The 25,462-nt window shown below is 44.0% G+C and carries 21 protein-coding genes; 7 read left to right on the plus strand and 14 right to left on the minus strand.

The genetic code is table 11. The features are described from left to right. Window positions 1–277: 277 nt before the first annotated feature. The 5 genes from DS891_RS07390 to DS891_RS07410 all read right to left on the minus strand — a co-directional run bounded on the left by DS891_RS07390 (window position 278) and on the right by DS891_RS07410 (window position 7,430). A complete protein-coding gene (locus DS891_RS07390) occupies window positions 278–3,394 on the minus strand; it encodes an efflux RND transporter permease subunit (protein ID WP_174169358.1) in 3,117 nt (1,038 codons plus the stop codon). A gap of 12 nt (window positions 3,395–3,406) precedes the next feature. Beyond that, entirely contained in the window at window positions 3,407–5,134 is a 1,728-nt protein-coding gene (locus DS891_RS07395) for an efflux RND transporter periplasmic adaptor subunit (protein ID WP_174169359.1), read from the minus strand. After that, window positions 5,127–6,449, minus strand: coding sequence for a TolC family protein (locus DS891_RS07400; protein ID WP_010605238.1), 1,323 nt, complete (start codon window positions 6,447–6,449; stop codon window positions 5,127–5,129). The genes DS891_RS07395 and DS891_RS07400 overlap by 8 nt, the downstream gene beginning before the upstream one ends. Further along, a complete protein-coding gene (locus DS891_RS07405; protein ID WP_174169360.1) occupies window positions 6,449–6,922 on the minus strand; it encodes a DUF411 domain-containing protein in 474 nt (157 codons plus the stop codon). The genes DS891_RS07400 and DS891_RS07405 overlap by 1 nt, the downstream gene beginning before the upstream one ends. A 124-nt stretch (window positions 6,923–7,046) precedes the next feature. Continuing rightward, on the minus strand, window positions 7,047–7,430 hold the full coding sequence (locus tag DS891_RS07410) for a hypothetical protein (RefSeq protein WP_254605738.1): 384 nt from the start codon (window positions 7,428–7,430) through the stop codon (window positions 7,047–7,049). A 152-nt stretch (window positions 7,431–7,582) separates the two neighbouring features. Here DS891_RS07410 and DS891_RS07415 point away from each other — a divergent pair, with 152 nt between their 5' ends. Then, window positions 7,583–8,191, plus strand: coding sequence for an outer membrane beta-barrel protein (locus DS891_RS07415; protein ID WP_174169362.1), 609 nt, complete (start codon window positions 7,583–7,585; stop codon window positions 8,189–8,191). A 33-nt stretch (window positions 8,192–8,224) separates the two neighbouring features. Here DS891_RS07415 and DS891_RS07420 read toward each other — a convergent pair whose 3' ends face one another. Further along, entirely contained in the window at window positions 8,225–9,142 is a 918-nt protein-coding gene (locus DS891_RS07420; protein WP_174169363.1) for a LysR family transcriptional regulator, read from the minus strand. Between the two features lie 116 nt (window positions 9,143–9,258). Between DS891_RS07420 and DS891_RS07425 the strand changes: the two genes are divergently transcribed. Beyond that, window positions 9,259–9,888 carry a LysE family translocator gene (locus DS891_RS07425; RefSeq protein ID WP_010605233.1) on the plus strand — a complete coding sequence of 210 codons (630 nt, stop codon included), beginning with the start codon at window positions 9,259–9,261 and terminating at the stop codon, window positions 9,886–9,888. Between the two features lie 68 nt (window positions 9,889–9,956). Here DS891_RS07425 and DS891_RS07430 read toward each other — a convergent pair whose 3' ends face one another. Next, window positions 9,957–10,991 carry an MBL fold metallo-hydrolase gene (locus DS891_RS07430; protein ID WP_174169404.1) on the minus strand — a complete coding sequence of 345 codons (1,035 nt, stop codon included), beginning with the start codon at window positions 10,989–10,991 and terminating at the stop codon, window positions 9,957–9,959. 197 nt (window positions 10,992–11,188) lie between these two features. Here DS891_RS07430 and DS891_RS07435 point away from each other — a divergent pair, with 197 nt between their 5' ends. Together DS891_RS07435 and DS891_RS07440 are read left to right on the plus strand one after the other, a co-directional pair. Next, window positions 11,189–11,800, plus strand: a complete 612-nt coding sequence (locus DS891_RS07435; protein WP_174169364.1) for a TetR/AcrR family transcriptional regulator — start codon at window positions 11,189–11,191, stop codon at window positions 11,798–11,800. 120 nt (window positions 11,801–11,920) lie between these two features. Beyond that, window positions 11,921–12,631 (plus strand): DUF4336 domain-containing protein, encoded by a 711-nt coding sequence (locus DS891_RS07440; RefSeq protein WP_174169365.1) that lies wholly within the window; start codon window positions 11,921–11,923, stop codon window positions 12,629–12,631. 74 nt (window positions 12,632–12,705) lie between these two features. On the opposite strand, the gene DS891_RS07445 is transcribed toward DS891_RS07440, so the two are convergent. Next, window positions 12,706–14,262: an AbgT family transporter gene (locus tag DS891_RS07445; protein WP_010605229.1), complete on the minus strand. Its 1,557-nt coding sequence runs from the start codon at window positions 14,260–14,262 to the stop codon at window positions 12,706–12,708. A gap of 186 nt (window positions 14,263–14,448) precedes the next feature. Between DS891_RS07445 and DS891_RS07450 the strand changes: the two genes are divergently transcribed. Both DS891_RS07450 and DS891_RS07455 read left to right on the plus strand, forming a co-directional pair. Next, complete coding sequence (locus tag DS891_RS07450) at window positions 14,449–15,312, plus strand: HDOD domain-containing protein (RefSeq protein ID WP_174169366.1); 864 nt, start codon at window positions 14,449–14,451, stop codon at window positions 15,310–15,312. A 115-nt stretch (window positions 15,313–15,427) separates the two neighbouring features. Then, complete coding sequence (locus DS891_RS07455) at window positions 15,428–16,660, plus strand: NRAMP family divalent metal transporter (protein ID WP_174169367.1); 1,233 nt, start codon at window positions 15,428–15,430, stop codon at window positions 16,658–16,660. Between the two features lie 384 nt (window positions 16,661–17,044). On the opposite strand, the gene DS891_RS07460 is transcribed toward DS891_RS07455, so the two are convergent. The 6 genes from DS891_RS07460 to fadI form a co-directional block, all read right to left on the minus strand. Beyond that, window positions 17,045–17,320: a YfcL family protein gene (locus tag DS891_RS07460; protein ID WP_174169368.1), complete on the minus strand. Its 276-nt coding sequence runs from the start codon at window positions 17,318–17,320 to the stop codon at window positions 17,045–17,047. Between the two features lie 13 nt (window positions 17,321–17,333). Continuing rightward, complete coding sequence (locus DS891_RS07465) at window positions 17,334–18,455, minus strand: ATP-NAD kinase family protein (protein WP_174169369.1); 1,122 nt, start codon at window positions 18,453–18,455, stop codon at window positions 17,334–17,336. Beyond that, window positions 18,445–19,011: an elongation factor P hydroxylase gene (locus DS891_RS07470; protein ID WP_045990526.1), complete on the minus strand. Its 567-nt coding sequence runs from the start codon at window positions 19,009–19,011 to the stop codon at window positions 18,445–18,447. The genes DS891_RS07465 and DS891_RS07470 overlap by 11 nt, the downstream gene beginning before the upstream one ends. 76 nt (window positions 19,012–19,087) lie before the next feature. After that, window positions 19,088–20,620, minus strand: coding sequence for a sensor domain-containing diguanylate cyclase (locus DS891_RS07475; protein ID WP_010605224.1), 1,533 nt, complete (start codon window positions 20,618–20,620; stop codon window positions 19,088–19,090). A 204-nt stretch (window positions 20,621–20,824) separates the two neighbouring features. Continuing rightward, on the minus strand, window positions 20,825–22,927 hold the full coding sequence (gene fadJ / locus DS891_RS07480) for a fatty acid oxidation complex subunit alpha FadJ (RefSeq protein ID WP_174169370.1): 2,103 nt from the start codon (window positions 22,925–22,927) through the stop codon (window positions 20,825–20,827). Further along, window positions 22,927–24,237 (minus strand): acetyl-CoA C-acyltransferase FadI, encoded by a 1,311-nt coding sequence (gene fadI / locus DS891_RS07485; RefSeq protein ID WP_174169371.1) that lies wholly within the window; start codon window positions 24,235–24,237, stop codon window positions 22,927–22,929. The genes fadJ and fadI overlap by 1 nt, the downstream gene beginning before the upstream one ends. A gap of 268 nt (window positions 24,238–24,505) precedes the next feature. On the opposite strand from fadI, the gene DS891_RS07490 reads away from it, so the two are divergent. Continuing rightward, window positions 24,506–25,462, plus strand: coding sequence for a MoxR family ATPase (locus DS891_RS07490; RefSeq protein WP_010377722.1), 957 nt, complete (start codon window positions 24,506–24,508; stop codon window positions 25,460–25,462).

Here is a 25,462-nt window from a genome sequence, read left to right on the forward strand (position 1 = left end):
CGGGTTTTACCAAACCAAAGTTTGCCGTTCAAGCGCTTAATATTACTGCGCTTGAGGCAAACTTTTTCCGCTATCGATTAATTAACCTGAGCTTCGGATAATTAATGCCTTTCTAGCAGCCAATTTTAGCGCTAACTGCGTTGAATTCACTTCCAATAGCCAGCTATTGGTGCGTAAATTCGTCTAGTTATCCCTAAAACTCTCTGGCTAGATAAGGGGATAATTTAATGTGTGTTTAAAAACAATTAGTTAGTTCATTCCTTATCCAAACCTCAGGTTAATTATTAACTTTCTCACGCCAACGGATCATCAACATATACACTACAGGTAACACCACTAAGGTAAGTAATAGTGCGCTTGCCATGCCGCCTACCATAGGCGCGGCGATGCGGCTCATTACCTCAGAACCTGTGCCCGAACCGTAAAGGATTGGCAATAACCCGATAATAATTGTTGCCACCGTCATCATGACTGGACGAATGCGTTTGCCCGCACCTTCTAAAATGGCATTATTAATGGCTTCAAGGGTTATGATCGGTTGTTTCTCCTTAAGCTCGCTGATGGCTTGGTTGAGATACACGAGCATGATAACGCCTATTTCAACGGCAACACCAGCAAGCGCTATAAAACCAACGCCAACTGCGACCGAAAAGTTAAACCCCTCAAGGTATAGCAGCCACAGTCCACCAATCATCGCCATAGGTAACGTCGCCATGATAATTGCCACTTCGCTAAAGCTTCTAAAGTTCAAATAGAGTAAAACGATAATGATCCCAAGCGTGAGCGGCACCACATAAGTCAATTTAGCTTTAGCACGCTCCATATATTCGTATTGACCAGCCCAACTGATGGAATAACCTGCAGGTAACTCCAACTGCTCGCTCAGTACTTGTTTAGCGGCTGCCACATAGCTGCCAACATCGACACCATCTAAATCAATAAACGTCCAACCATTAATACGAGCGTTCTCGCTTTTAATGCCCGGTGGCCCATTTTCAATATAGATAGTTGCCACATCACCTAGGGCAATATTTAATCCCTCGGCGGTGACTATAGGAAGCTTCCGCAGTGCTTCTGGAGAATCGCGTAAGTCTTGCGGGTAGCGCAAACTAACCGGATAGCGCTCTTGTCCTTCAATGGTTTGCGTGACGTCCATTCCACCAATTGCAGTTGCGACCACTTGCTGTACATCAGCAATATTGAGCCCAAATCGCGCGGCTTTATCACGTTGAATATCGACCTTAATATAACGCCCCCCAGCTACCCGCTCTGAATAGACCGAAGCGGTGCCCTCTACCTGACTCAAAATACGTTCAAGATCTTGACCAATCTTTTGGATAGTATCTAAATCTGGACCCGCGACTTTAATTCCAACAGGCGTTTTAATCCCCGTCGCGAGCATATCAATACGCGTTTTGATGGGCATCACCCAAGCATTGGTTAAGCCCGGAAACTGCACTAGCTTATCGAGTTCCGCTTTGAGCTTTTCAGTGGTCACTCCCTCACGCCACTGATCTTTAGGTTTTAATTGAATAAAGGTCTCAATCATCGTCAACGGGGCAGGATCGGTTGCGGTTTCCGCGCGACCAATTTTACCAAAGACATTTTTTACCTCAGGCACCGTCGCTATCAATTTGTCGGTTTGCTGCAAAATTTCTCTGGCTTTACCAATCGAAATACTTGGATATGTAGTCGGCATGTACATTAAATCCCCTTCATCCAAAGGTGGGATAAACTCGCTGCCGATTTTATCCATTGGATAAAAGCCAACGACAGTAATAGCAGCAGCAGCCAACAACGTCAGCTTAGGAAAGCGTAAAACTTGTTTCAACAAGGGCATATACGCGCCAACCAACATTCGATTGATTGGATTTTTATGCTCGGGCACAACTTTACCGCGAATAAAGTATCCCATCAGCACAGGAATAAGCGTAATGGCAAGCCCTGCCGATGCGGCCATCGCATACGTTTTAGTGTATGCCAGAGGGGCAAACATACGCCCTTCTTGCGCCTCAAGAATAAACACAGGTAAGAAGCTTACGGTAATAATCAGCAAACTAAAGAACAGCGCAGGACCAACCTCAGAAGCCGACTTTGCGACGATTTCCCAGCGATTTTCATCATTGAGTGGCGTTTTTTCCATGTGTTTATGCATGTTTTCAATCATCACGATTGCACCGTCGGTCATCGCCCCGATAGCAATGGCTATGCCACCAAGGGACATGATATTTGCGTTCATCCCTTGAAAATACATCACGATAAAAGCCACCAGAATGCCAAGTGGCAAAGTGATCACCGCAACCACGGAAGAGCGAATATGAAATAAGAACACCACACACACTAAGGCCACCACCACCAGCTCTTCAAGTAACTTAGACCAAAGATTATCAATGGCTTTGGTGATAAGCTCGGAGCGATCGTAAACCGTCACCACTTCCACCCCTTCAGGTAAGCCTTGTTGTAGCTCAGCAAGTTTTTGCTTTACCCCATCTATGGTCTTTTGCGCGTTTTCTCCAAAGCGCATGACTACAACACCGCCAACAACTTCTCCTTCGCCGTTAAGCTCAGCAATGCCACGACGCATTTGCGGTCCAATATTGACAGACGCAACATCTGCTATCGTTAATGGCGTGCCTTTGACGGCTTGCCCAAGTGGGATAGCTTCAATATCTTTAACGCTTTGAATATATCCCGTACTTGTCACCATATATTCGGCTTCAGCCATCTCAATCACAGAAGCGCCCGATTCTTGGTTACCCCGCTGCAGCGCCTGCTGTACATGCGTAAGCGGAATACCGTAAGCGCGCAATTTGTTGGGATCAACCTGCACTTGATACTGTTTCACCATACCACCAATCGGCGCGACTTCTGACACGCCGGCAACCGATTGCAGCTCAAACTTTAAAAACCAATCTTGTAAGCTGCGTAGCTGGCTAATATCGTGTCTACCGGTTTTATCAACTAATGCATAAAGATACACCCAACCCACCCCAGTGGCATCAGGGCCCAACTGCGGTTTTGCCGCATCGGGTAATTGTGGTGCGACTTGACTTAGGTATTCAAGAACACGACTGCGCGCCCAGTAAAGATCCGTTTTATCGTCAAAAATAACGTAAACATAGGAATCCCCAAAGAAGGAATAACCACGTACGGTTTTTGCGCCCGGCACAGAGAGCATGGCGGTGGTCAGCGGAAATGTCACCTGATCTTGCACCACTTGTGGTGCCTGTCCAGGATAAGGTGTTTTGACAATAACTTGTACATCAGACAAATCTGGAATGGCATCGACAGGCGTGTTTTTAAGGGTAAATAGCCCAGCCCCCACCAGCATAAGTGTCAGCAGTACCACAAAAAAGCGGTTGTATACTGACCAGTGAATTATTGCTTGGATCATTGTAAATGCTCCTTAGTGGCCAGAGTGCATATTCATCGACATCTCGCCTGCAGGTTTGATATCAGTCACCACAAATTCGTCACCCACTTCAAAGGTGAAAGTCACCTTCATTCCTGTCATAAGCTGGCTTAAATCAATGTGCTCAGCTGCAACAAAGTCCATCGTTGTTGCGGGACGGTCCCATTTTTCAATGGCGTCGCGAGAAATATTAAGCACTCGGGTGTCAGGGGTGATGGTGTTTATCACGCCACCCACTGTTGCTGTTGGTAAGGTATTTTCGGTCGTACTTCCTTCGGACATAATGTGAATGCCTGTCAGTAATACGCTACCGTCATCCTGTTTCGTGGCTTCAAAATGCAAAGTCTGTCCAGCGTTTAATTCGTCAACATCGACACTTTCAGCCACGGTAAAATCCATCACCATTTCAGGCCATTCCCACTCGGGTACGGGTTGATGATCGATATTCACTACTCGACTTTGGTAGTTCACGCTTTGAATTTCTCCTTCAATCCAAACTGACTTAGCCTCAGCAACTGGCGCCATACGCATAAAATCAGAAGTAATGCTCGATTGAGAATCAATCAGGAATTGGGCTGACGTAACAATCTTGTCTCCTTCGTTAAGGCCTTTGAGGATTTCAATGTTTTCATCACCAATTTGACCCAGTTCAACGGCAACCGATTTAAAGCTACCGGGTGCAACTTCAACGACAACACGATTTTGTTTGGCAGTGCGGATCACAGCTTCACTCGGCACTTGCAATACATCGTCACGAGAATCGGCATGAATGTTCACTTGCGCAAACATATTTGGCTTTAATAGCGCATCACTGTTGTCAAACCTGAGCCTTACTCTAAGTGTCCGTGTTTTTTCATTGAGTGAGGGGTAGACGTAATCGACTTGCCCTCGCCACGTTCTGCCGGGTAAAAAGTCTAACCTCATGGAAACCGCTTGCCCCTGAGCGACCAACATAGCATCACGTTCAAATACATCAGCTTCGACCCAAATTTCGTCAAGTTTGGCGATACTCATGAGCGTTGTGCCTGGTTTTACGTAAAACCCTTCTCGGATCTGGAGTCCATCCAACACCCCAGATTGACGCGCATAAAAGGTAATGCTTTGATGCACTTCACCCGTTTTTTTAAGCGTATTGATAAAGTCATCACTCAGGTGCAATGCCTTGAGCCTTTCATGCGCTGCGTTTATCAGCGCCTGATTATTACGCTTTCTAGCAATAAGGTATTCTTCTTGCGCATTAACCAGTTGCGGCGAGTACAAGGTATACAGTGGTTCACCTTGCTTCACCGGATCTCCTGCTGCTTTCACGTAGAGCTTTTCAACCCAGCCCTCAACTCGAGGATGAATGTGAACTAAGCTATCTTCGTTGTACTGAACATACCCAACCGTACGGATTTGGTGAGACATCGCTTGACGCATGGCCACCGCAGTACGAACGCCCAAGTTGTTTTCAACGTGAGGCGCTATCTCCACAACCCCCTCACCAAATTTTGTATTCGCAGACTCTTCTTCGTACACAGGTACGAGATCCATTCCCATCGGAGACTTACCTGGCTTATCACGACGATAGTTCGGATCCATAGGTGCAACCCAATAAAGTGGCGCTTTCTCAGCGTTTTGCGCTACCGCAGACTCGTTACTTGAAGAGAGATTTATCCCAACTAGCACGCCTGCCGTTAATGTCGTGACGGCAACCAGCGTCATTTTTAAGTTGTTATTCATGGCTTGCATCCTCTTCAATTTGAGCCAAATAGTAGTTACTGCGTACCACCGCTTTTAACAATGCAATATCAATGGAAAGTGCTGATAACTGCGCATTCAGTTTCGCGATACGCGCCCTCACTACCTCGGAAAAGTCGCCATCATCATTGGTATAAGCAGTCAACGCAGCTTCGGCCTGTTCAGCGCTTTGTGCCACAATTGATTTTGCGTATAGCGATTGCCTCTCTTGCAATCGTTGGATAGTTTGAATTTCTCCATTTAAGTTTGAAAACAGCTGCTTTAGCACCAGCAACCGGTCGGTTTTACTCGCCTCAACTTGTGCAGTCGCTGCCGCTTTTTGCTGATCTTGTTTTCCATCTGTGAATAACGGAACGTCGAATGACACACCAACGCTAAAAAAGTCGGTGCGAGACATCTGATCTGGTGCATCATCCCGATACGCGTAACTCGCATTGACTGAAAACTGTGGTTTATATGCCTGCTCAGCTAACTTTACCCCTTGATTAGCACGGAATGTATCAACGTCGGCTGCAACAACCAACGGGTGATGAGTCAAATGTTGTACTACAGCTTGGCTATCAACTGGGCGTTGCTGCATCAATTTTGGCGCAATTGAGCGGATCAACGGCAGTGTCACTTCGTTTTGGTCAAGGACACTCAGCGCATTTGAATTAGTGAATGCATCATTTAACAGCCATTGCGAAAGCTTTGCCTTAGCAGTGTTAAGCTGCTGATAAGCCGCGGAACGCTTGTCATCTAATTGCATCACCTCAAGCTGAGCACGGATCACATCTTGCTGGCGTGTAGCACCAAGCGCATTGGAGTAGCTAGCATTGGCAATTTCTACCATTTGGTCAAACAACACACTATCGCGTTCAATCAATTCTAACGTCTTTTTGGCTTGTACAATATCAAGCCACACCTGAGAAACATCGCGGCGCACTTGCGCTTTTCTATCCGCTTGTAAAATCGGTTGCTTTTTAGCGTCAAGTGCCAATTGTTGGCTCTTAATTTCGAGGCTATCTCCTCGCGGCAACATCTGCATCACACCAACTTTAAGCTGGGTCATCCCCTCTTGATTAAACTCCCAACTATCAACAGGCAGGTTCATCATGCCTATGGACACCTGAGGATCAGGATAGCTTAGTGCTTCTCGGCTCATCGACTGCATCGCAGATCGCTTGTATTGGCTAGATTGAAGCCAAGGATCGTTGCTGATGGCTGCATCTATCGCTTGCTCTAACGTTGCAATATTGGCCTGTGCTATCTGAGGTAGTATCAGTGTTGCGATAAACAGGGAAACTTTGATTGTCATTAGAATTGTTCCTCATAACTGTCAATTTCAGCAAAAACCTCATAGCTCCCATCTTTTTTGAGTAGCAATACTTGATAAGGCATAAAACGCTCGCCAACTTCCATACCAGGCGATCCAAGTGGCATAGCCGGCACGCTCAAGCCGATATTTTGTATGTCTTGAGTTAACGTTTCGTTTTGCAAAAACTGTTTAATGAACTTGGCAGGAACATGCCCTTCAAAAATAAAACCATTTTTAGAAACCCCGGTGTGACAAGATTGAAAATTTTGCTTAATACCAAACTTACTCTTAAGTGAGCCAAGATAATTTAAATCGGTGGCTTTGTGCGCGATACCTTGCGCAGTTAAATGGTTTAACCACAGCTCACAACAGCCGCAGGTTGGGGATTTAAAGACTTCCAATTCTATATTGGATTTACCGTATGCCACGGCACTCATTAGCCATAGCGTCATCACTAAATAAAACTTTTTCATGCTAACCTCGCATGCAATACCAATTACGTTAGTGCAACAGGTATCAATCAATTCGTTGAAAATTACGTCAAAAAAGACGATTAATCGTACAAAACTTTGAAATTAAGGCAGATCAGCCCTGAGGTTAGGCAAGTATTGGGGGTTTATAAAGAGAGCGAGGGTAGTCGCTGAGTTGACCACTTGTGAAACTTAATTTATCGTTTTTCAGTAAAATAGGCGCTATCCACTCTCTTGGCGAAAACGCTGCAAGATTTGTGGAGCACATATGTGTGGGGCAAGTACAGTCGCTGCATTGTGCTGTGTTCTGAGGGTCACAACAATCCATCTCAACCATCGTTTCATGATGATGAGGCTCTGCCGATTGCACGTTACTTTGAAGCATTTGATGACTTGCATTATGACTGGTAGCGCCATGCATTTCACATGCTGCCATAGAGGCAGCCGCGTTTTGACCACTAAGTGTAGCCACCACGAACAATGTGATAAGTAAACGTAAGAATACTTGCAAGGTACTTTTCCAAATCAAATAAGCAAAGTAATAATAAAAATCTAACCAAAGAAATGCAAGTAAATAGACCAACCTCGTTATTATTTTCTTTCATCATTGATATACTTAGGCTCAAATCTAAAAAATTATTCCAACTCAAGGAAATGAACTTTATGAAAGTAGCTTCATTAGTGACTATTTTGGCGTTAGTTGTTTCAAGCAACGTCAGTGCCGCAGATTACGGAGATTTTGGTGTTTCAATATATGGTGGCAAAACGTACAGCAGTGACATCGAAACTTCTCGCCACCAAACATACGAATTAGAAGACGACTCGCATTTTGGGGTGAGCTTAGACAAGTATTTATCAGAAGGCCGTTACGGATTTTACTATGGTAAAACTGAGACCCAACTTACTGCTTACCCACTAAACAAAGTGGAAATGGAATACCTACTATTTCAAAGCGCAGTAGTACATCCTCTCACAGACAACATAGATGTTTATCTGGGTGCACAGCTTGGTGCGACTTTCATTAACCCCAATTTTATCGACTCAGATACTTTCTTCGCGACCGGTTTATACACAGGCCTTGAATATAATATCGGCGCGGGCTTCCACCTAGGTGCCGAAGTGCGTTGGATTGTGAGCCTTCTAAACAATGATTCAGAAGTTACTTGTGATATTGACCCTGCAACTCAAAATACCTGCAGCTGGCACTTTGATGATGAACAGTTGAAACAAGTTCAAGCAAGTGCAACGTTAAGCTATCGCTTTTCACTGTAATTATTACGAGCTGGTTTTAATATACAGTAAAACTCAACAACCCCTGGTAAGTCGCTGTACAATAAAGTCAGCAAAAACACTCACCTTCGCGGGAATATGGCGAGTAGCAGGATATAACATCCAAAGCTCGCCCGAATAATTAGTCTCGAAATCCCATTCAGGTAATACCTGTATCAACTTTCCCGACGCTAACGCATCTTTAGCTACAAACATAGGTAAGCTTGTGATCCCAAGCCCTTGCAGCGCAGCATCTAACCTCACTCGAGTATGATTTGCTTTATAGCGCCCGCTAACGGAGGTTGTGTGTTTTTGTGTGCCTTTTCTGAATCGCCACTTAGCATCGGCATCCGTTTCCCCCAAAGCAATGCAGCTGTGTTGTATTAGTTCTTTAGGGTGAGTAGGAATTGAGTGTGTTGCAAGATATTTTGGTGATGCCGCTACTATATGTTCTATCGTCATTACGCTTCTGCCTATTAAACCCTGCGGTGGTTCGTTAGTAATTTTAAATAGAATGTCTATTTCATCTCGGATCAGGTCCAGTGCGTTGTCATCCAACACCAAATGAACATCAATGTTTGGAAGTTCGCCTAGAAACGCCATTACACTTGGATGAATTAGTGTATGTGCGACCGCTTTTGGCGCTGCAATTTTAACTGTTCCTTGTGCCGTTTGATGATGGCTTTCACAAAGCGAGATGACGTCTTTGGCGGCTTGTTCCAACTGAGTACAGCGCTCATACACAGCTCGTCCTGTTTCGCTCAATCTTAAGCTGCGGGTGGTACGCTGAAGTAAACACACCCCCAATTGCTGCTCAAGTTGTTTTATGGCACGACTCACTGATGACGGCGAGACACCTAATTGCCGAGCGCTTTCAGAAAAACTTCCAGTGTTGACAACAGAGACAAAAATCGACATTTCTTGCAGTAGCTCAATATGTTTACTGGTCGCCATAGCTCTCCCATTTGTGCGCTCTATGCAAAAGTTATTTCTATTTTTAGATTATTATCTTCTCAGGAGAATGAAAATACAATGTTCTCAATTATTCAATATTATATTGGGAGCTTATTATGGTGCAGTATTGGCCAGAGTTTTTGTCATTAGCCATCATTCATTTTGTTGCAGTGATCTTGCCGGGCCCCGACTTTGTTATTACGGTCAGACAGAGCTTAAAATACGGCAGACTACATGGCGCAATGACAGCCTTGGGGATTGGCGCTGGACTTAGTGTTCATATCTTATATACCTTACTTGGTGTCGGCGCACTGATGCAGGCCTCACCTTGGGTTTTACAAGTAGCTAAATTAATCGGCGCTACGTATCTTATCTACATCGCTATTCATCTGCTCAAAAGTGCAGGAACGATTCAACTGGATACAGAAAATGCCCAAGCTGATGTAAGCTCACAGTCGCTCAAAAAAGCCTTTAGTCTTGGTTTTTTAACTAATGCAACCAACCCAAAAGCAACCCTGTTTTTCTTAGCCGTGGTAACCAATGTCGTCAGCCAAGGAACTCCGTTACATATTCAACTTTTTTACGGCGCTTGGATGTGCAGTGTTAACGCTTTATGGTTTATCTGTGTCAGCTTATTATTCTCAGCTCCATCTTCTCGCGCTTGGTTCTTGAACAAGATGAACTTGGTTGAAAAGGCACTTGCTGTGTTGCTTATGGCCTTCTCATTAAGGCTGTTGATTGCTTAACACAAGAATGCTGAATAAGGGTTTCCGCATCATGCGTTAGCCCTCATTCAATCACTAAGATATGGATATTAGGGCATCAACGCTTCCCACCAGCTGCTACTTGATAGCGTTTCTGATAGCGTCAAAACTTCACCTACAACAGGTGTTACCAGTGCTACTTGATTTTGCTCAGCTGCGATTTTCACTCTTGCGAGCGGATCAAACCAAGAGTGAAAGGCCAAGTCAAAAGTACCATTATGAATGGGGATCATATGCGTTCCTCGCAGATCTATATGAGCTTGTACGCTTTGCTCTGGTGTCATGTGAATATCAGACCAATCTTTATCATAGGCACCGGTCTCTACTAAGGTTAGATCAAACGGGCCAAGTCTTTCACCTATTTCCTTAAATCCAGCAAAATAACCAGAGTCTCCACTAAAAAAGATATTTTTGTCTGCTGTGCGAATAGCCCACGCTCCCCAAAGGGTTTTATTTGCATCTCCAAGTCCACGTCCAGAAAAATGCTGAGTAGGTGTAAAAGTGAGTGTTAACTCAGCGGTTTCTTCAAACTGCCACCAGTCAAACTGCTTTATTTTCTCGGCGGGAACTCCCCACTTTTGCAAATCACCTTCTACACCCAAAGGTACATAAAATGCCCCCACTCTGTCTGCTAATCGCTTTACGCTTTCCTTGTCTAGGTGGTCGTAATGGTTATGTGAAATCAGCACCTTATCAATTTGAGGCAATGATTCAATAGTAATCGGTGGTTGATGAAAACGCTTTGGACCAATAAATGAAAACGGCGATGCTCGTTCAGCAAAAACGGGATCAATCAGAAGATACTGCCCTTGCGCTTTAATGAGTACTGATGAGTGTCCCAGTTTAATAACGTGAGTTTGCGTATCTGAAAGTGCCTTTAAATTCGCCTCTGTGAGCTCTTTTATTGGCATATCAACCTTCGGCACCGCATTGACTTTTTGTTCGGTAAAAAAGCGCCAAAAAATTTCCAGCGTCTTACCTAGGCTCGTTTTTTCCGTTTCATGAGTATTATGAAATTTACCATCACTATATTGGGTTGATGAATACCCACCTTGATTTACCGCAGCATTTAAATTAGAAACCATAACTCCCCCTACTCCTATCAGCAAGACCACAATCAAGCCAAACCATGTTCGCTTTTTCATACAACCACCAAAAGTAAACTACACAGTGTAGTTTACACATCAAGAATAGAAAGTAAACTAAGCAGTGTAATTTATTTTAGTTTTGCTAAAATGCGGAGTATCCATTTGTTGATATTCCCTTGCCTGTAATAGATAAAATGAAACAATCAGAAAGAAAGCGACTGCAAATTCTAGAGGCTGCCCAACAGTTATTTGCTCAGCACGGTGCTCAAAATACCAGTATGGATCTCATCGCAAAGCACGCTGAAGTGTCTAAACGAACGATCTATAATCACTTTGAGACCAAAGAGCTACTACTGTATAACGTACTTGAACACATGATGCTTCAGGTTGACCAAGGTGATATTTATCAATATCGACCCGATGTCTCGATTGCAAAACAACTTCAAGAAATCGCTTTACGAGAAGTCAATCTGCTCACCTCTGAATCATTTATCAAAGTGGCTCGCGTGGCATTTATCGAGTTGTTGCAAGACTCTACATTGGCTGCGCATTTCAATAACAGTAAAGTAGGTTGTATGCGTTATTTAGAAACGTTTTTAGCCGATGCTGTCGCTAACAATGCACTGTATATCGAACATCAGGCATTCGCAGCACAACAGTTCTTATATCAACTCAAATCTTTTATCTTTTACCCACGGCTTTATGGATTTGATCTCACAAATATGGAGGAAATGGACTTTATTGTAGAGCAAAGCGTTGCGCTTTTTATGGCGAGATATGGGACTGAACAACGCGCCCAAGATTAATGATAAGGTATGCTAATACGAGGATTTAAATAAATTTCATACCAACTTGCATAAGGCTATATTTCAAACAAAAAGCTTCCCTGATATAGTTATCCACGCTAGCAAGAGTAAGGAAATCAGATGAGCGAATTAATTGCAATTGGTAAAAACATTTGGATCCACAATGGCCCAACTGTACCATTCTTTGGCATGCCATACACTACCCGAAGCACTATAGTAAAGCTTTCTTCTGGCGCATTATGGGTGCACTCTCCTGGAAAATTAACGGAAGGATTACTGAGTGAATTGACGCAGCTTGGGCAAGTGGCCTACCTAATTTCTCCAAATAAACTTCATCACCTATTTATGGGAGATTGGCAGGAAAAGTTCCCACATGCGATTATGTTTGCTTCTCCAGGTGTCGACAAAAAACGGCCTGATCTTACTTTTCAGCGCCAACTGGGCGACATGGCAGAACCCGAGTGGCAAGAAGATATTGATCAACTCATTTTTAAAGGCAGCGCGGTCATGGAAGAAGTCGTATTCTTCCACAAAGAGAGTGACACATTAATTTTGACGGATCTTATCGAAAACTTTCACCCTAATCACTTCTCCGGTTTTAAAAAAGTATTAGCGAAAATCACCGGGATTATTAGCCCTAACGGTAAAACCCCCATAGACTGGCGAACTTCGTTTATGTTTGGGAAGCAGCAAGCCCGAGCCTGTTTTTCAAAAATGGCCGCATGGCAAACCCAATATATTGTTATTGCCCATGGTGAATGCATTACAACAGGCGCTGGGGCATTTTTACATCGCTCATTTTCTTGGCTGGGTATCAATAAAGCCGCGTAAGGCGCAGAACAAATAGCAGTATATAAAAAGCGCTGTCACTTTACTGAACAGCGCTTTTTTTACTTAACCTAAAATTACATACCAGCAGGGTATGTATAACTTGCTTGTAGACCTAGCGGAATACCAAGCATCCAATAGATCAATAAGAAGATGCTCCAACCAATCAAAAAGGCAATTGAGTAAGGCAACATCATCGCTATCAAAGTACCTATCCCGGTCGACTTAACGTATTTCTGGCAGTAAACCACAACCAACGGGAAGTAAGGCATAAGCGGCGTGATTATATTTGAGCCGGAATCACCAACACGATAAGCCGCTTGTGTTAAATCTGGTGAAATACCCAATTGCATTAACATCGGAACAAAAATCGGCCCCAACAACGCCCACTTCGCAGAGCTTGACCCTACAAATAGGTTTACAAATGCGGTGAGGAAGATAATACCAACCACGGTAACATAGCTTGGCAGCGCCAATGCCTTTAATATTTGGGCCCCTTCAATAGCAAGCAGTGCGCCCAAATTTGAATGGCTGAAGGCACTGATAAAAAGTGCACAGAAAAACGCCATAACAATATAGTAAGACATGCTATTCATGGCTTTAGTCATGGCATCAATCATGTCTTTTGAAGTTTTGAACGTACCAACAACGAAACCGTATACCGCACCTGGGATCCAAAACAGTAGGAAAATAAGTGGCACAATTGATTGCATTAACGGTGCACTAAAATCAGTTAAAGCACCCGACGGACTGCGTAGTGCTGAATCTTCACCGCTTGATGCATAAACCAATAACGCGATACCTGCTAACATCACCATAGACGCCACCACAAAGCCCTTCTTTTCTTTGCTTGTGATCTCATCAAACGAAGGCAAACTATCAGTATCGCCGTCAATTTCTGTCGCTTTTAGTCTTGGCTCTATGATTTTATCGGTGATATACCAACCTAATAAAATAATGAATAAACTCGATGCTGAAGTGAAAAACCAGTTATTTAGCGGGTTAATCGCGATTTCTGGATCGATGATCTGCGCTGCACTTTGGGTAAAGCTTTGTAGCAACGGATCGATACCAGAAGGAATAAAGTTCGCGCTAAATCCGCCGCTTACACCAGCAAATGCCGCAGCAATACCCGCAAGAGGATGTCTTCCCATCGCATAGAAAATAACACCAGCAAGCGGAATAACTAACACGTATCCAGCGTCTGTCGCCGTGTGGCTTACAATTGCGATAAGAATAATAGAAGGAGTTAGTAGTGCTTGAGGCGTGCGTTTAAGCATGATTTTAAGGCCAGTATTAATATAGCCAGAATGTTCAGCGACACCCACACCTAGCATAGCAACTAGCACCACGCCTAATGGCGCAAATCCCGTGAAGGTTTTTACCATCGTTGCCATAAATCCGGCAAGCGCATTTGGGTCTAATAAATTGTGAACGACAATCGCCTGATTGGTTCTTGGATCAATAGCGCTAAATTCTACGCCTGAAAATAACCAAGATAGCAGCCAAATCAGCAACATTGCTGATAAGAAAATGATTGCAGGATCAGGGAGTTTATTCCCCACCCGCTCAATCCCGTTTAAAAAACGGGTGATCGCAGAGTTTTGCGAGTTCGCTTGTTGTGTTTCGTGCATACCATTGCCCTAAGAAAAAAATTGCTTAACCATAACTTAATATTTACATGTTAAGCAAGAAAACGTGCCTATTGACGAGACACTTTGCCGAATTAGTAGCCGACTTGGTATTTTTTTGTCTCAAGTCAGTGTTCAATAAAGAATTTACGCTATGCTTTTTATATGTCTGAAATTAAGGATTTTTAGATGATAGATCTAGACGACAAAGTGTTAGCTGACGTCAAACATGGTTTCAATTTACCACCTAAACCTGCGCTGATAAGCGAATTGCAAGCAGCACTTGCTACAGCAGATCCAGATCTGAACGACATCGCTTCTATTATCGCTCATGATGTCAGCACCTCAGCCGCGGTGCTAAAAATCATCAACTCGCCCCTATACGGCTTGGCAAGAACGGTCACTGATGTAAAACAGGCTGTCGTCTTTCTAGGTCTAGACTCTATTAGTAAGCTGGTGACCGGCTTTTTGCTCAAACAAACCTTTGACCAATGTAAATGTTGTATCAGTTTGGAGCGGTTTTGGGATAACGCTTCAGACATCGCGGATAGCATCATGGTGATTGGTAATAAACTTAAATCGCGTGTTCCTATCGAAAACTTGCACTTACTAGGCTTATTTCACGACGCAGGGATTGCCGCTATGGCAGTAAATTACCCCGATTATATGGAAACGCTCATTGCCGCTAACAAAGATTATGACAAGCTGTTAGTCGAACACGAAGAAGAAAAGTACGAGACCAATCACGCTATTATCGGCTACTTCCTCGCGGCTTCCTGGAACTTGCCACAAAGTATTTGTCAGATGATTTTATGCCATCATGACCCCGAGTTTTTGGGGAACTGTAAAGATGAAGAACAGAAATTAGCTTTCTCTGCTCTAAAAATGGCGGAAAATTTTGTACATATCAATAAACGTTTTGTTGCAGCGCCTGATTGGCACTTAATGAAAGCGGATGTATTGAAGGTTTTAAATTTAGATGAAGATGATTATCAGGACATCAAAGAAGACCTAGATGAATACTTCTTAGAGCAGGATGGGGTAAGCAACTAGTTATCTCACACTCAACACCGCCTGTGAAATGCGACTCAACGACACTGTTGCGGCAATTCTTAAAACTTCGTAGACTGGCAGCAAAATTAAAATAAAAAAACTTAAGGAATTTACATTGCCAGCGCTGCTATCTCTTAAAGGCAAATTTGCCATCTTTGGGCCTGGAATATTAATGGCAACTGCTGCTATCGGTGGTTCACATCTCGTTTCATCAACTCAGGCTGGAGCACTATTTGGTAGTCAATTGATCTGGTTAATAGTTGTTGTTAATTTGCTCAAATATCCCTTTTTTAAATATGCAGTCGAGTACACAAGCCACTCTAAGCATAGTGTCGTCGAAGGTTATCACGCACATTACCGCTTCGGATTTAAGGTTTTTGTGCTACTCAATATTTTCGCAGCCATTGTAAATACCGCGGGTGTGCTATTACTTACCGCAAGTCTCTTGAGCTACTCGCTGCCATTTCCAATAAATATTGAATTGTTAAGCTTTATACTTTTGGCTAGTTGCTTGGCAATCTTACTGGTTGGGCACTACAAAATACTCGATGTAACAAGCAAATGGGTGATGATAATTTTGACCATTTCCACGGTTATGGCGCTTGCCATTGCGGCTAATAATGGACCGGCCCATCCAGCCCCCATTGATCCGATATCCCCGTACGACATCGCGTTACTGGGCTTTTTAGTTGCCTTAATGGGTTGGATGCCTGCACCAATCGAGATTTCAGCCATTAATTCCTCTTGGCTAAAGACGAAGATGGCTAAACAATCACTAACAAGTAGCCAGATCCTACTGGATTTCAAGGTGGGATATTTTGTTACGCTGGGTCTTGCGGTCGTGTTTTGTTTACTCGGTATGCTAATGCAATACGGTCAAGATAAGCCTGTGGAACTCGCTGGTGTTGCGTTCTCACAGCAGCTCATTGATATGTATGCCAATACAATCGGCGAATGGGCCAGATGGCTAATTGCTGGCGTCGCATTTTTGTGTATGTTTGGAACAACGATCACAGTGTTAGATGGCTACTCCCGAGTGCTTAGTGAATCACTTCAGCTGTTACGACCGAACACAACGAAAAAGAGTTACACGCTCATTCTATTGCTACAAGCAACGCTTGGTATGGCCGTAGTGCTGTTTTTTAAAGCCGACTTAAAGAGCATGCTAATGTTTGCCATGAGCTCAGCGTTTGTCACTACTCCTATCTTTGCTTGGATGAATTTAGGATTAGTGAAAGGTGAGATCTATCGCAGTCAACCAATGTACACCAAGATTTTGACGGGACTGGGGCTGATTTATTTAGTGGGCTTTGCACTGTTATTCATCTATTGGCGATTTTTGATGTAAAGCCAAGCGAGGCGGAGTAGCAGATGCAAATTACACTTCTAGGGCCTGTTTATCTTTCAAGTTTGTTTTTGCAGCAGCTTGATTGGTGTTTATACAAGGCAGAGCCTGCGTAGCATAGTTGCTCTATGTAAGTCTGGCGATAAAGACTTTGTGCTCCTGCAAAGTCACCTTACCCCACATCCTTGTGGGGCAACACAGAAGAAATGCCAATCAAGCGCTGCCCTTTGGGTTCACCTGAGTGCGCTCTGTTCATTGTTGCTCAACTTTTGCCTAGATTACTAGGCGGCAAGTCGAGCGTCGCGATCAAAACACACTCAGAAGAACAAAAATCAAACAGCAAAGGTCAACAGGCCCTAGCATCTGCTACTCTCAGGTGAGGTGCATTTATTTTAGATTTTGCACCTGCTCCCAAATAGAAACCACGTGCGCTTTATCATCGTCATTTAGCTCTCCATTTCGGTATGCTCTTACCAAGCTGCTTTCAACTTTGGCATTTAGCTCATCAATCGAAAGATCTGCTTCCTCTACTTGTGCATAGCCTACCGCTAAGTCAAAGTGACCGCGTAAATAGCCACCAGCAAATAATTCATCATCGCTCGCTCTATCAACAAGCTCATCAAAAAACTGCTGCGCTTTCTCTACATATTCTACTAAAGACATAGTTATTCCTAAATTATTCTTGATGGCCTATGGCGTACATTACATGGTCATTGAACCCAGTGATCACTTTAATAAATCCAGCTAAGGACTCATCAAGTTGTTCGTCACCGGTATCAGCAATTAAAGGACGACCATTTAAGGCCTTTAATTTCGATTTTGTGGCGATAAGGATAATATTATCTTTGCCGATTTTTTTGATGAGGTTAGGACTTAGCTGCTGATTACCGCGGCCAAAAATATGTCCTTGCCCACCAATTAATGTGATCACTAGCTTTGTTTTGTTATCAGCAAGCGACAACAATTGCTGCGCAGTTTGATCTTGGGCGATCAGCGCTTGGTCCCTTACAACATCAACACCTAGAAGTGTATTATCAAGTCCCATCTCTTCCATCACTGCTGCAACGGTAGAACCAGACCCCATAATGTAGGTTTCATCTTCTTCCATTTCGGCAACCACGTAGGCAGCGATATCGGCTAACACTAATTCATCGCTTTCTTTACCACCGTTTTTCACCGCTTGTACATATCTCAGCTCGGTCGGCACTTGCATTTCACCAAATCGCTTAGCGCGCACAGTCCCTTCACGAAATGCTGCTTCATCAATGTCCATCACATCGGCTTCGCCAATGGAGACAAGCTCTCCGGTAACCAAAAGTTCAACGACTCTACCAGCTGCTTTTGGCGTTATCGCGTATACGCCGCTATGAATTTTGCACCCAGCAGGGATCCCAAGTACAGGACATGAATCACCCACCGCGTGGCAAATGTTGCGGGCAGTACCATCGCCACCAGCAAACAAAATCAAATCGACACCGTGCTGTTGCATCATTTGCGCTGCGGTCTCGGTATCTTCAGGACGAGTTGCCGTACTTTGAGTTTGATAAATCACTTGGGTGTTAAAACCCAGCTCTTTTGCCGTACGCTCCCCCATCTCACCATTAACAGTGTATATTTCGATATTTTGTTGATGTGAAAGCAGTTGTGTTAAAGCCGTTTTTGCTCGCTGATTAGCGCGAGGCTCTGCACCTAACGCCAAAGCTTGTTGAGCTGTTTCTGCGCCATCGCTACCTTTTAGTGCAACGCTCCCACCAAGCCCAGCTAAAGGATTGATGATAAGTCCAAGCTTAAATTGCATCGTCAAACTCCATGCTTAGCTCTGTCGGGATATCCCAGTTAAATTGCTGCTGGCGTAAAGGCCAAGGTGTATTATAAAAATTGCTTAATGCGTTGAGTAGTTGAGTTGTTCTGGTATTAAATCCGCTTTCTAATAAAGCTAGCACTTGCTGATGCACCCGTTGTTGAAAGCTGAAACGGCAAGTTTGTTCACCGTTGAGGTTATCAACGGAAACATTAAATGAAAAACCAGCTGCGACGCTTAACGCCCACTCAATCGCTTGTGGTTTCACTTCCACTTTTTCAAATTCGAGCTGCTGCGCTTTATCTCGTCCATCGGGACAATACCAATAGCCGTAATCTTCGAGTTGCCGACGCGCTTCACCCGCAACGAGCCAATGTGCAACTTCATGCAAAGCACTGGCATAAAAGCCATGAGCAAAAATAATGCGGTGATGAGGGTATGATTCATTTGCAGGTAGATAGATGGGCTCGTCGTCGCCCACTACCAGCTCCGTGTTGAGCGTGTGCAGGAATAACCCATTAAAAACAGCAATGAGGTCTTCTATTTTATGCATCAACATCCGCCACAAGTCTAAACTGGGCGCAAATTGTAAAGTTTTTAGCGGCTAAAGTAAAAGATCTCGTTTTAGACTATGCCTTTTTGTCCAACGAGCTGCGTGGCGCGATATAAAGCGAAGCACGATCTCGACCTGACTTTTTCGACTCATAGAGGGCTAAATCAGCTTCTTCAAAACATCGTTTGTGATTAAAGCTTTCGCCAATAAGCTCGTATCCCGCGACGCCAATGCTAAATGTCAGTCCAAAACTGGTGAAACGGGTAAATTCATGCACCAGTCGTTGTGCAAAATTAAGCGCGGCATCCGGCCGAGTTTCAGGGCAGATAATCACAAATTCATCACCGCCCCATCGTCCAATATGGTCGCTTGGGCGTGCTTGCTCTCTTAGAAACTGCCCAACTTCCTTCAATGCATTATCACCATCTTGGTGTCCTGCGGTATCATTTAATTGTTTAAAATGATCAACGTCGATTACCAGTAGCGATAGCGCTCGATGATAACGTATGGCCCGCTGCACTTCTTCTTTCAGCAGCGCTTCAATCTTTCTGCGATTCATAACCTGAGTTAAGAAATCCAGTTCAGCTCGGTTCTTCAATTCTTGTTCTTGACGTAAATCTCGGATCACCGCAATAAAAACATCATTTTTAGAGACGGACACCGTGGATAACGCGATATCCACCGGGATTTCCACACCTGATTGATGTCGCCCTACAATTTTAAGGCCATCATGCGTCACTCTGCGCATCGTAGAGGTACCTTGGAACTTTTCTCTGTCCGCGACGTGTTTACCGGTATACCGTTCTGGGATGAGGTCTTCAACCTTCATACCTAGTAGTTCTTGAGGTTGATAACCAAACAAGTCAGTACACGCCTTATTGACTTCTTTAAGCCTACCGTCTTTGTCACAATATAAAATGGCATCAGGAGTAGAATTGAATAACTTTCGTTTCTCGTTGATAAGTTTAACCACAAAAATGAGCGTAAAGATGTTCAAGCAAGCAAACAACAAGACTATTGGTAGTAACAACAATACACCGGTGTTACTCAACTCTTGGGTTTGAGCGAGCTTTACAGATTGATTTTGCTTTGCAAGCTCAAATTTCTCTCCAATTGACTTACGCAAATAATTAAATGCAGCTTCTGCGTCCGTGTCATCTACTCTCACTAAGCGGTCCACCACTTCAGAGCTCAACCTACCTGATGTAAATTTTGACTTAGCAAGCGCAAGCATTTGTGTATATTCATCAAAGGTGTGTTGAATAACGGCTAATGCCTTTGTCTCTTGACTGCTTAGCGCCGTACTTTGCAATTTTAAGATGGTCGCTTTGGTGGCTTCAACATCAGCTAAAGCCTGTTCGTAATAAATCTCGTCTTGACGTAGTACATAATTTTTGAAGTGATGAATAAAGCCGTTATAACCAAAACTACGCTCTAGCTCAGCTAGCAGCTCGGCACGTTTAATTGCAACTTCAGTTTCTGATTGCCATGACTGATGAAATGAGGAAATGGAGTGGTTTAACAAAGTGGACCAATAAAATAGACCACCACTCACCAAAATAGTAAATATAACTAAGCCACTGATCTGCAAAAAAATACGTTTATTCATATACTCTGCTGTCCAAATTCAGCAAATCCTAGAGTGCAGTAAGCAAAAGAAGAAATTAGAGGCCGTCTAGGTGCTGTAGAATCCATGTCGATGGTACAAAAGTTACATACCATTACAGCTACTAAGTCTAGACCAGAGAACGAAAAAAGCCGCATTACAGCGGCTTACAGATAGGATATTTTCAATTAAGATAAATTGGTATCGTTACTCGTAATAAGCTTTGCCTTCTTCAGCCATTGCAAGTAGCGGCTCCGCAGGTGTAAATGCAGGGTTATCAGCAGCGTATGTTGATAACTCTGAGCACACCTTATTGGCACCTTTTTTGTCCATATAACTAAATGGGCCGCCCAAGAATGGTGGGAAACCAATGCCAAAAATAGCACCGATATCACCATCTCTTGCATTACGAATAATACCTTCATCAAGACAGCGAGCAGCCTCATTGAGCATCTGTGCAACGCAGCGGTTCGCAATTTCTTGTTTATTCAATTTAGGAGAAGGCGTGACCCCGAGTAACTCATAAACTGACTCGTCCACTTGCTTGCCTTTTTTACCTTCATAGGTGTAGAAACCACGACCAGATTTGCGACCAAGACGTTTGCTATCTATCATACGTGCAAAAGCATCCGGCGCCTTAAAGCGAGCACCTAATTCTTTTTCTAGGATTGGCGCAATCTTAGAGCCAATGTCTACACCTACTTCATCAAGAAGCGCAAGAGGACCAACAGGGAAACCAAACTCAACCAAGGCTTGATCGATTTTCTCTATCGGCTCACCGGCAAGCAAAAGATTTGCCGCTTCGTTGACATAAGGAGCCAGAATACGGTTTACGTAAAAACCAGCTTTGTCTTTTACTACGATTGGGGTTTTCCCCTGCTTGCGAGCAAACGCCACAGTGCGCGCAATAACCTCATCACTGGTGGTATCGTGCGGAATGATCTCCACCAGCGGCATTTTTTCTACTGGCGAGAAATAATGCAAACCAATTACGTTTTCAGGACGCGTTGCTTTTGCCGCGATTTGGCCGATTGGTAATGATGACGTATTACTTGCAAATATCGTACTCTCACTGCATTCGCGTTCAATATCCGCTACCATCGACTGTTTCAGGTCTAAGTCTTCAAATACAGCTTCAATCACCATGTCTGTGTGTTTAAAACCAGAGTAATCTGTTGTCCCCGTGATCATATTCAAAGTTGACTGCATCTCTGCCTTTGAAATAATACGGCGCTTTTGGCGTTGCGTTAGGATCTTATAGCTGTAATTTAATGCGTTGCTAATGCCCTGATGCGCAACATCTTTAATACGTACTGGAGTGCCTGCTTTAACCGCACTAACATGGGTAATACCTGCGCCCATTAAGCCACCACCTAGCACTGCAACACGCTTCACAGGAGCAAGATCTTCACCTTGGAAATCCTTTTTCATTTCCGTTGTGGCAAAGAAAATCCCACGTAGCGAGCGCGATACTTCAGACATCACTAAATCAGCAAAACCCTCGGCTTCGGTTTTATAACCTTTAAGCTTGTCCAGCTCTACAGATGCACGTACCGCTTTGATGATAGCGAGCGGCGCTGGATAGTGACCACCCGTTTTCTTCTCAACATTTTCTTGTGCTTTTTTGAAAATGATATTGCGTCCGAACGGGTTAGACTCTAGCAATTGGCTAATTTTGTCTAAATTCGGTTTGCGAGGCTTAGGCTTACCTTTTCTGGCAAGCTTCACCGCTACGTCGAGTAAAATACTGTGCGGCACGGAATCGTCAACTAAGCCCGCTTTTTTCGCTTGCTTAGGTCGAACTTGTTTACCAGTTAGCATCCATTCAAGTGCTTTTTGAATACCAACTAATTTCGGTAGACGCTGTGTACCGCCACCACCTGGCAATAGACCAAGCTGTACTTCTGGAAGACCCAGTTTAGTCTTGCTGTCTTCAGTACATACACGGTAATCACAAGCCAGCGCAAACTCCAAGCCGCCACCCAGTGCTACACCGTGGATCGCAGCAACGGTCGGGAATGGTAAATCAGCCAATTTAAAGAAGGTTTTATGACACATTTCCGAAATCGCGAGCGCATCATCACGGGTTTTAGCGCTGTCTAGCATTTTAATGTCTGCACCCGCGATAAAGTTATCGTCTTTACCACTGATAAAAACCATACCCGTTACGTCGTCTTGCTTACTCTTTGCGATGATCTCTAATAATTCATCAGCAAATGTATCACGTAGGGTGTTCATTTTTTCGCCCGGTACGTCGATTGTAACGATGGCGACTTTATGGTCGTTTAATTCATAAGAAAATACTGACATTATGCGCTCTCCAATACGAATGCGGCTCCAAGACCACCTGCAGCACAGGCAGTTGTCAATGCAAGACCACCGCCGCGGCGTTTAAGCTCATGTAAGCTTTGCGTGATCAAGCGTGCACCGGTTGCTGCGAATGGGTGACCATATGCAAGTGAACCACCAAGCACGTTAAACTTATCCATGTCGATTTCGCCAATTGCTTTACTGCGACCAAGTTTTTCTTGCGCGAATTTGTCTGAGCCAAACATTTTCATATTGGACAGCGCTTGCGCTGCGAAAGCTTCATGCATTTCTATCAGGTCAAGATCAGCAAGGGTAATACCCGCTCGGTCAAGTGCTACAGGCGTTGAATGTGCAGGACCCATCAACATATCTTCGTGTACGCCGATTGCAGAGAAGGCGAAACTACGCACATAACCTAAGATATCGTAGCCAAGCGCTTTGGCTTTGCTTTCGCTCATCATTAATACTGCCGCTGCACCATCAGTAAGTGGCGTTGCATTTGCTGCAGTTACTGAGCCGTGCTGTCTGTCAAATACAGGCTTTAACTTGGCGTAGCTTTCCAATGAGGAGTTTTCACGGATGTTATTATCTTTATCAATAAAGCTTTTGTATGGCTCAACATGGGCAGCCATCACTTCATTGTTTAATAAGCTTTCCGACCATGCTTTTGCAGCTAAGGTATGTGAACGGTGCGCCATCGCATCTTGATCTGCACGGCTGATCCCGTGAGTCTTAGCCATTTGCTCAGCGGTTTGCCCCATTGATAAGCCAGTTGAATATTCCGCAACTGCCGGTGGCACTGGCAGTAAGTCTTTGAGTCTTAGCTTTGAGAAAATCTGTAAACGCTGCTTAAGCGTACGTGCTTTGTTCAAGTCAACAAGGCTACCTGCAAGCTTTTTGCTCACGCCAATCGGTAACACTGATGAAGAATCCGCACCACCAGCAACACCGACACTCACTTGGCCTGAAATAATGCTCTCTGCAACGTTAGCAATCGCCTGGAAACTGGTTGCGCATGCACGTGATACAGAGTAAGCATCAACAGAAACTGGCATGCCAGTGCCAAGCACAATTTCACGCGCAATGTTTGGTGCTTCCGGCATTTGTACAACTTGGCCGAATACCAGTTGGTCGATTTCTTTACGATCGAAGTTCAAACGCTCAAGCATTTCGTTGACGACGATTTTGCCTAAATCTAGGGCTGGAACGTGGTGAAAAGCGGTAGCTTGCTTTGCGAATGGCGTACGCAGGCCGCTCACGATAGCGATTCGGTCGCCTTTTGATGTTTTTAGTATGTTTTGTTCAGACATGAATTTTGCTCTCCCGCTGACAGGTCTGACCTGTTAATTTCCTCCGATTCTAAACAACCAAATCGAAGTTGCCAATAGCAAAGCACGAAATGGCTGCTTTTTAAACCGTGAAAACCAACTTTAGATGCTTTTTCAAGCAATCTCAAAGTATTTGAAATTGTTATTTAAAATTTATGAACTTTTCTAAAATTATGGGTCTAATCAACTTGATTATTCATTCAGCGTCCATATAACTATTTTTATTTTTGTCGGCTTAAAAGGCAGTCTCATGGCAGTAAACGAGTTTTCTCAACTAAAAGAATATTTAGACACCCAAATTTTAGGGCAAAGTGCACTGACCGAATCCTTGCTTATCGCGCTTTTAGCAGATGGTCATTTATTGGTTGAAGGCCCCCCAGGTCTAGCTAAGACCCGTGCCGTAAATGCGCTGGCTAAAGGCATTGAAGGGAGCTTTCAACGCGTCCAATTTACCCCTGATTTATTGCCTTCTGATGTAACTGGTACAGATATCTATCGCCAACAAACCAATGAATTTGTATTTGAGAAAGGCCCGCTTTTTCATCATTTGATTTTGGCTGACGAAATCAACCGAGCGCCAGCCAAAGTGCAATCAGCGCTACTAGAAGCAATGGCCGAACGCCAAATAACCGTTGGCAAAACAACGTATCCGTTACCTGAGCTATTTATGGTAATGGCAACGCAAAACCCGCTTGAACAAGAAGGTACATACCCGCTACCGGAAGCGCAGCTTGACCGCTTTTTACTCCATCTGAATATCGATTATCCGGATGCAGAAACCGAGGTAGATATTTTGCGCCTCACTCGTGGCGAGGCGTTGGAGGAGTACCAAGCGACCTTCACACCTATTAGTCAAGCAACCCTATTTGAGGCCCGTAAAACCGTACTAAGCATGCACCTTGCTGAGCCTCTGGAGCAATATCTTGTACAATTAATTATTGCGACCAGACAGCCACAACGCTTTGATGCAACGCTTGCAAGCTGGATTGATTATGGTGCGAGCCCTCGAGCTACAATTGCGCTTGATAAATGTTCTCGTGCTCATGCTTGGCTACAAGGCAGAGACTTTGTCACACCAGAAGATATTCAAGCTGTGGTGCATAACGTGCTACGCCACCGTATCGTGCTGAGTTATGAAGCACAGGCCGATGGGATCACCAAAGATCAGGTGATCAGTAAGATTTTAGAATTGGTTGCTGTTCCATAA

Source organism: Pseudoalteromonas sp. JC28 (assembly GCF_013319255.1).
In the GTDB taxonomy this organism is placed as follows: Bacteria; Pseudomonadota; Gammaproteobacteria; order Enterobacterales; family Alteromonadaceae; genus Pseudoalteromonas.

Coding starts and splice junctions, on each gene's coding strand:
- DS891_RS07470 (WP_045990526.1), bottom strand. CDS start 19,011: ATGCATAAAATAGAAGACCTCATTGCTGTTTTTAATGGGTTATTCCTG.
- DS891_RS07460 (WP_174169368.1), bottom strand. CDS start 17,320: ATGTCTTTAGTAGAATATGTAGAGAAAGCGCAGCAGTTTTTTGATGAG.
- DS891_RS07405 (WP_174169360.1), bottom strand. CDS start 6,922: ATGAAAAAGTTTTATTTAGTGATGACGCTATGGCTAATGAGTGCCGTG.
- DS891_RS07425 (WP_010605233.1), top strand. CDS start 9,259: ATGGTGCAGTATTGGCCAGAGTTTTTGTCATTAGCCATCATTCATTTT.
- DS891_RS07445 (WP_010605229.1), bottom strand. CDS start 14,262: ATGCACGAAACACAACAAGCGAACTCGCAAAACTCTGCGATCACCCGT.
- DS891_RS07390 (WP_174169358.1), bottom strand. CDS start 3,394: ATGATCCAAGCAATAATTCACTGGTCAGTATACAACCGCTTTTTTGTG.
- DS891_RS07440 (WP_174169365.1), top strand. CDS start 11,921: ATGAGCGAATTAATTGCAATTGGTAAAAACATTTGGATCCACAATGGC.
- DS891_RS07475 (WP_010605224.1), bottom strand. CDS start 20,620: ATGAATAAACGTATTTTTTTGCAGATCAGTGGCTTAGTTATATTTACT.
- fadJ (WP_174169370.1), bottom strand. CDS start 22,927: ATGTCAGTATTTTCTTATGAATTAAACGACCATAAAGTCGCCATCGTT.
- DS891_RS07450 (WP_174169366.1), top strand. CDS start 14,449: ATGATAGATCTAGACGACAAAGTGTTAGCTGACGTCAAACATGGTTTC.
- fadI (WP_174169371.1), bottom strand. CDS start 24,237: ATGTCTGAACAAAACATACTAAAAACATCAAAAGGCGACCGAATCGCT.
- DS891_RS07435 (WP_174169364.1), top strand. CDS start 11,189: ATGAAACAATCAGAAAGAAAGCGACTGCAAATTCTAGAGGCTGCCCAA.
- DS891_RS07415 (WP_174169362.1), top strand. CDS start 7,583: ATGAAAGTAGCTTCATTAGTGACTATTTTGGCGTTAGTTGTTTCAAGC.
- DS891_RS07430 (WP_174169404.1), bottom strand. CDS start 10,991: ATGGTTTCTAATTTAAATGCTGCGGTAAATCAAGGTGGGTATTCATCA.
- DS891_RS07400 (WP_010605238.1), bottom strand. CDS start 6,449: ATGACAATCAAAGTTTCCCTGTTTATCGCAACACTGATACTACCTCAG.
- DS891_RS07420 (WP_174169363.1), bottom strand. CDS start 9,142: ATGGCGACCAGTAAACATATTGAGCTACTGCAAGAAATGTCGATTTTT.
- DS891_RS07465 (WP_174169369.1), bottom strand. CDS start 18,455: ATGCAATTTAAGCTTGGACTTATCATCAATCCTTTAGCTGGGCTTGGT.
- DS891_RS07395 (WP_174169359.1), bottom strand. CDS start 5,134: ATGAATAACAACTTAAAAATGACGCTGGTTGCCGTCACGACATTAACG.
- DS891_RS07490 (WP_010377722.1), top strand. CDS start 24,506: ATGGCAGTAAACGAGTTTTCTCAACTAAAAGAATATTTAGACACCCAA.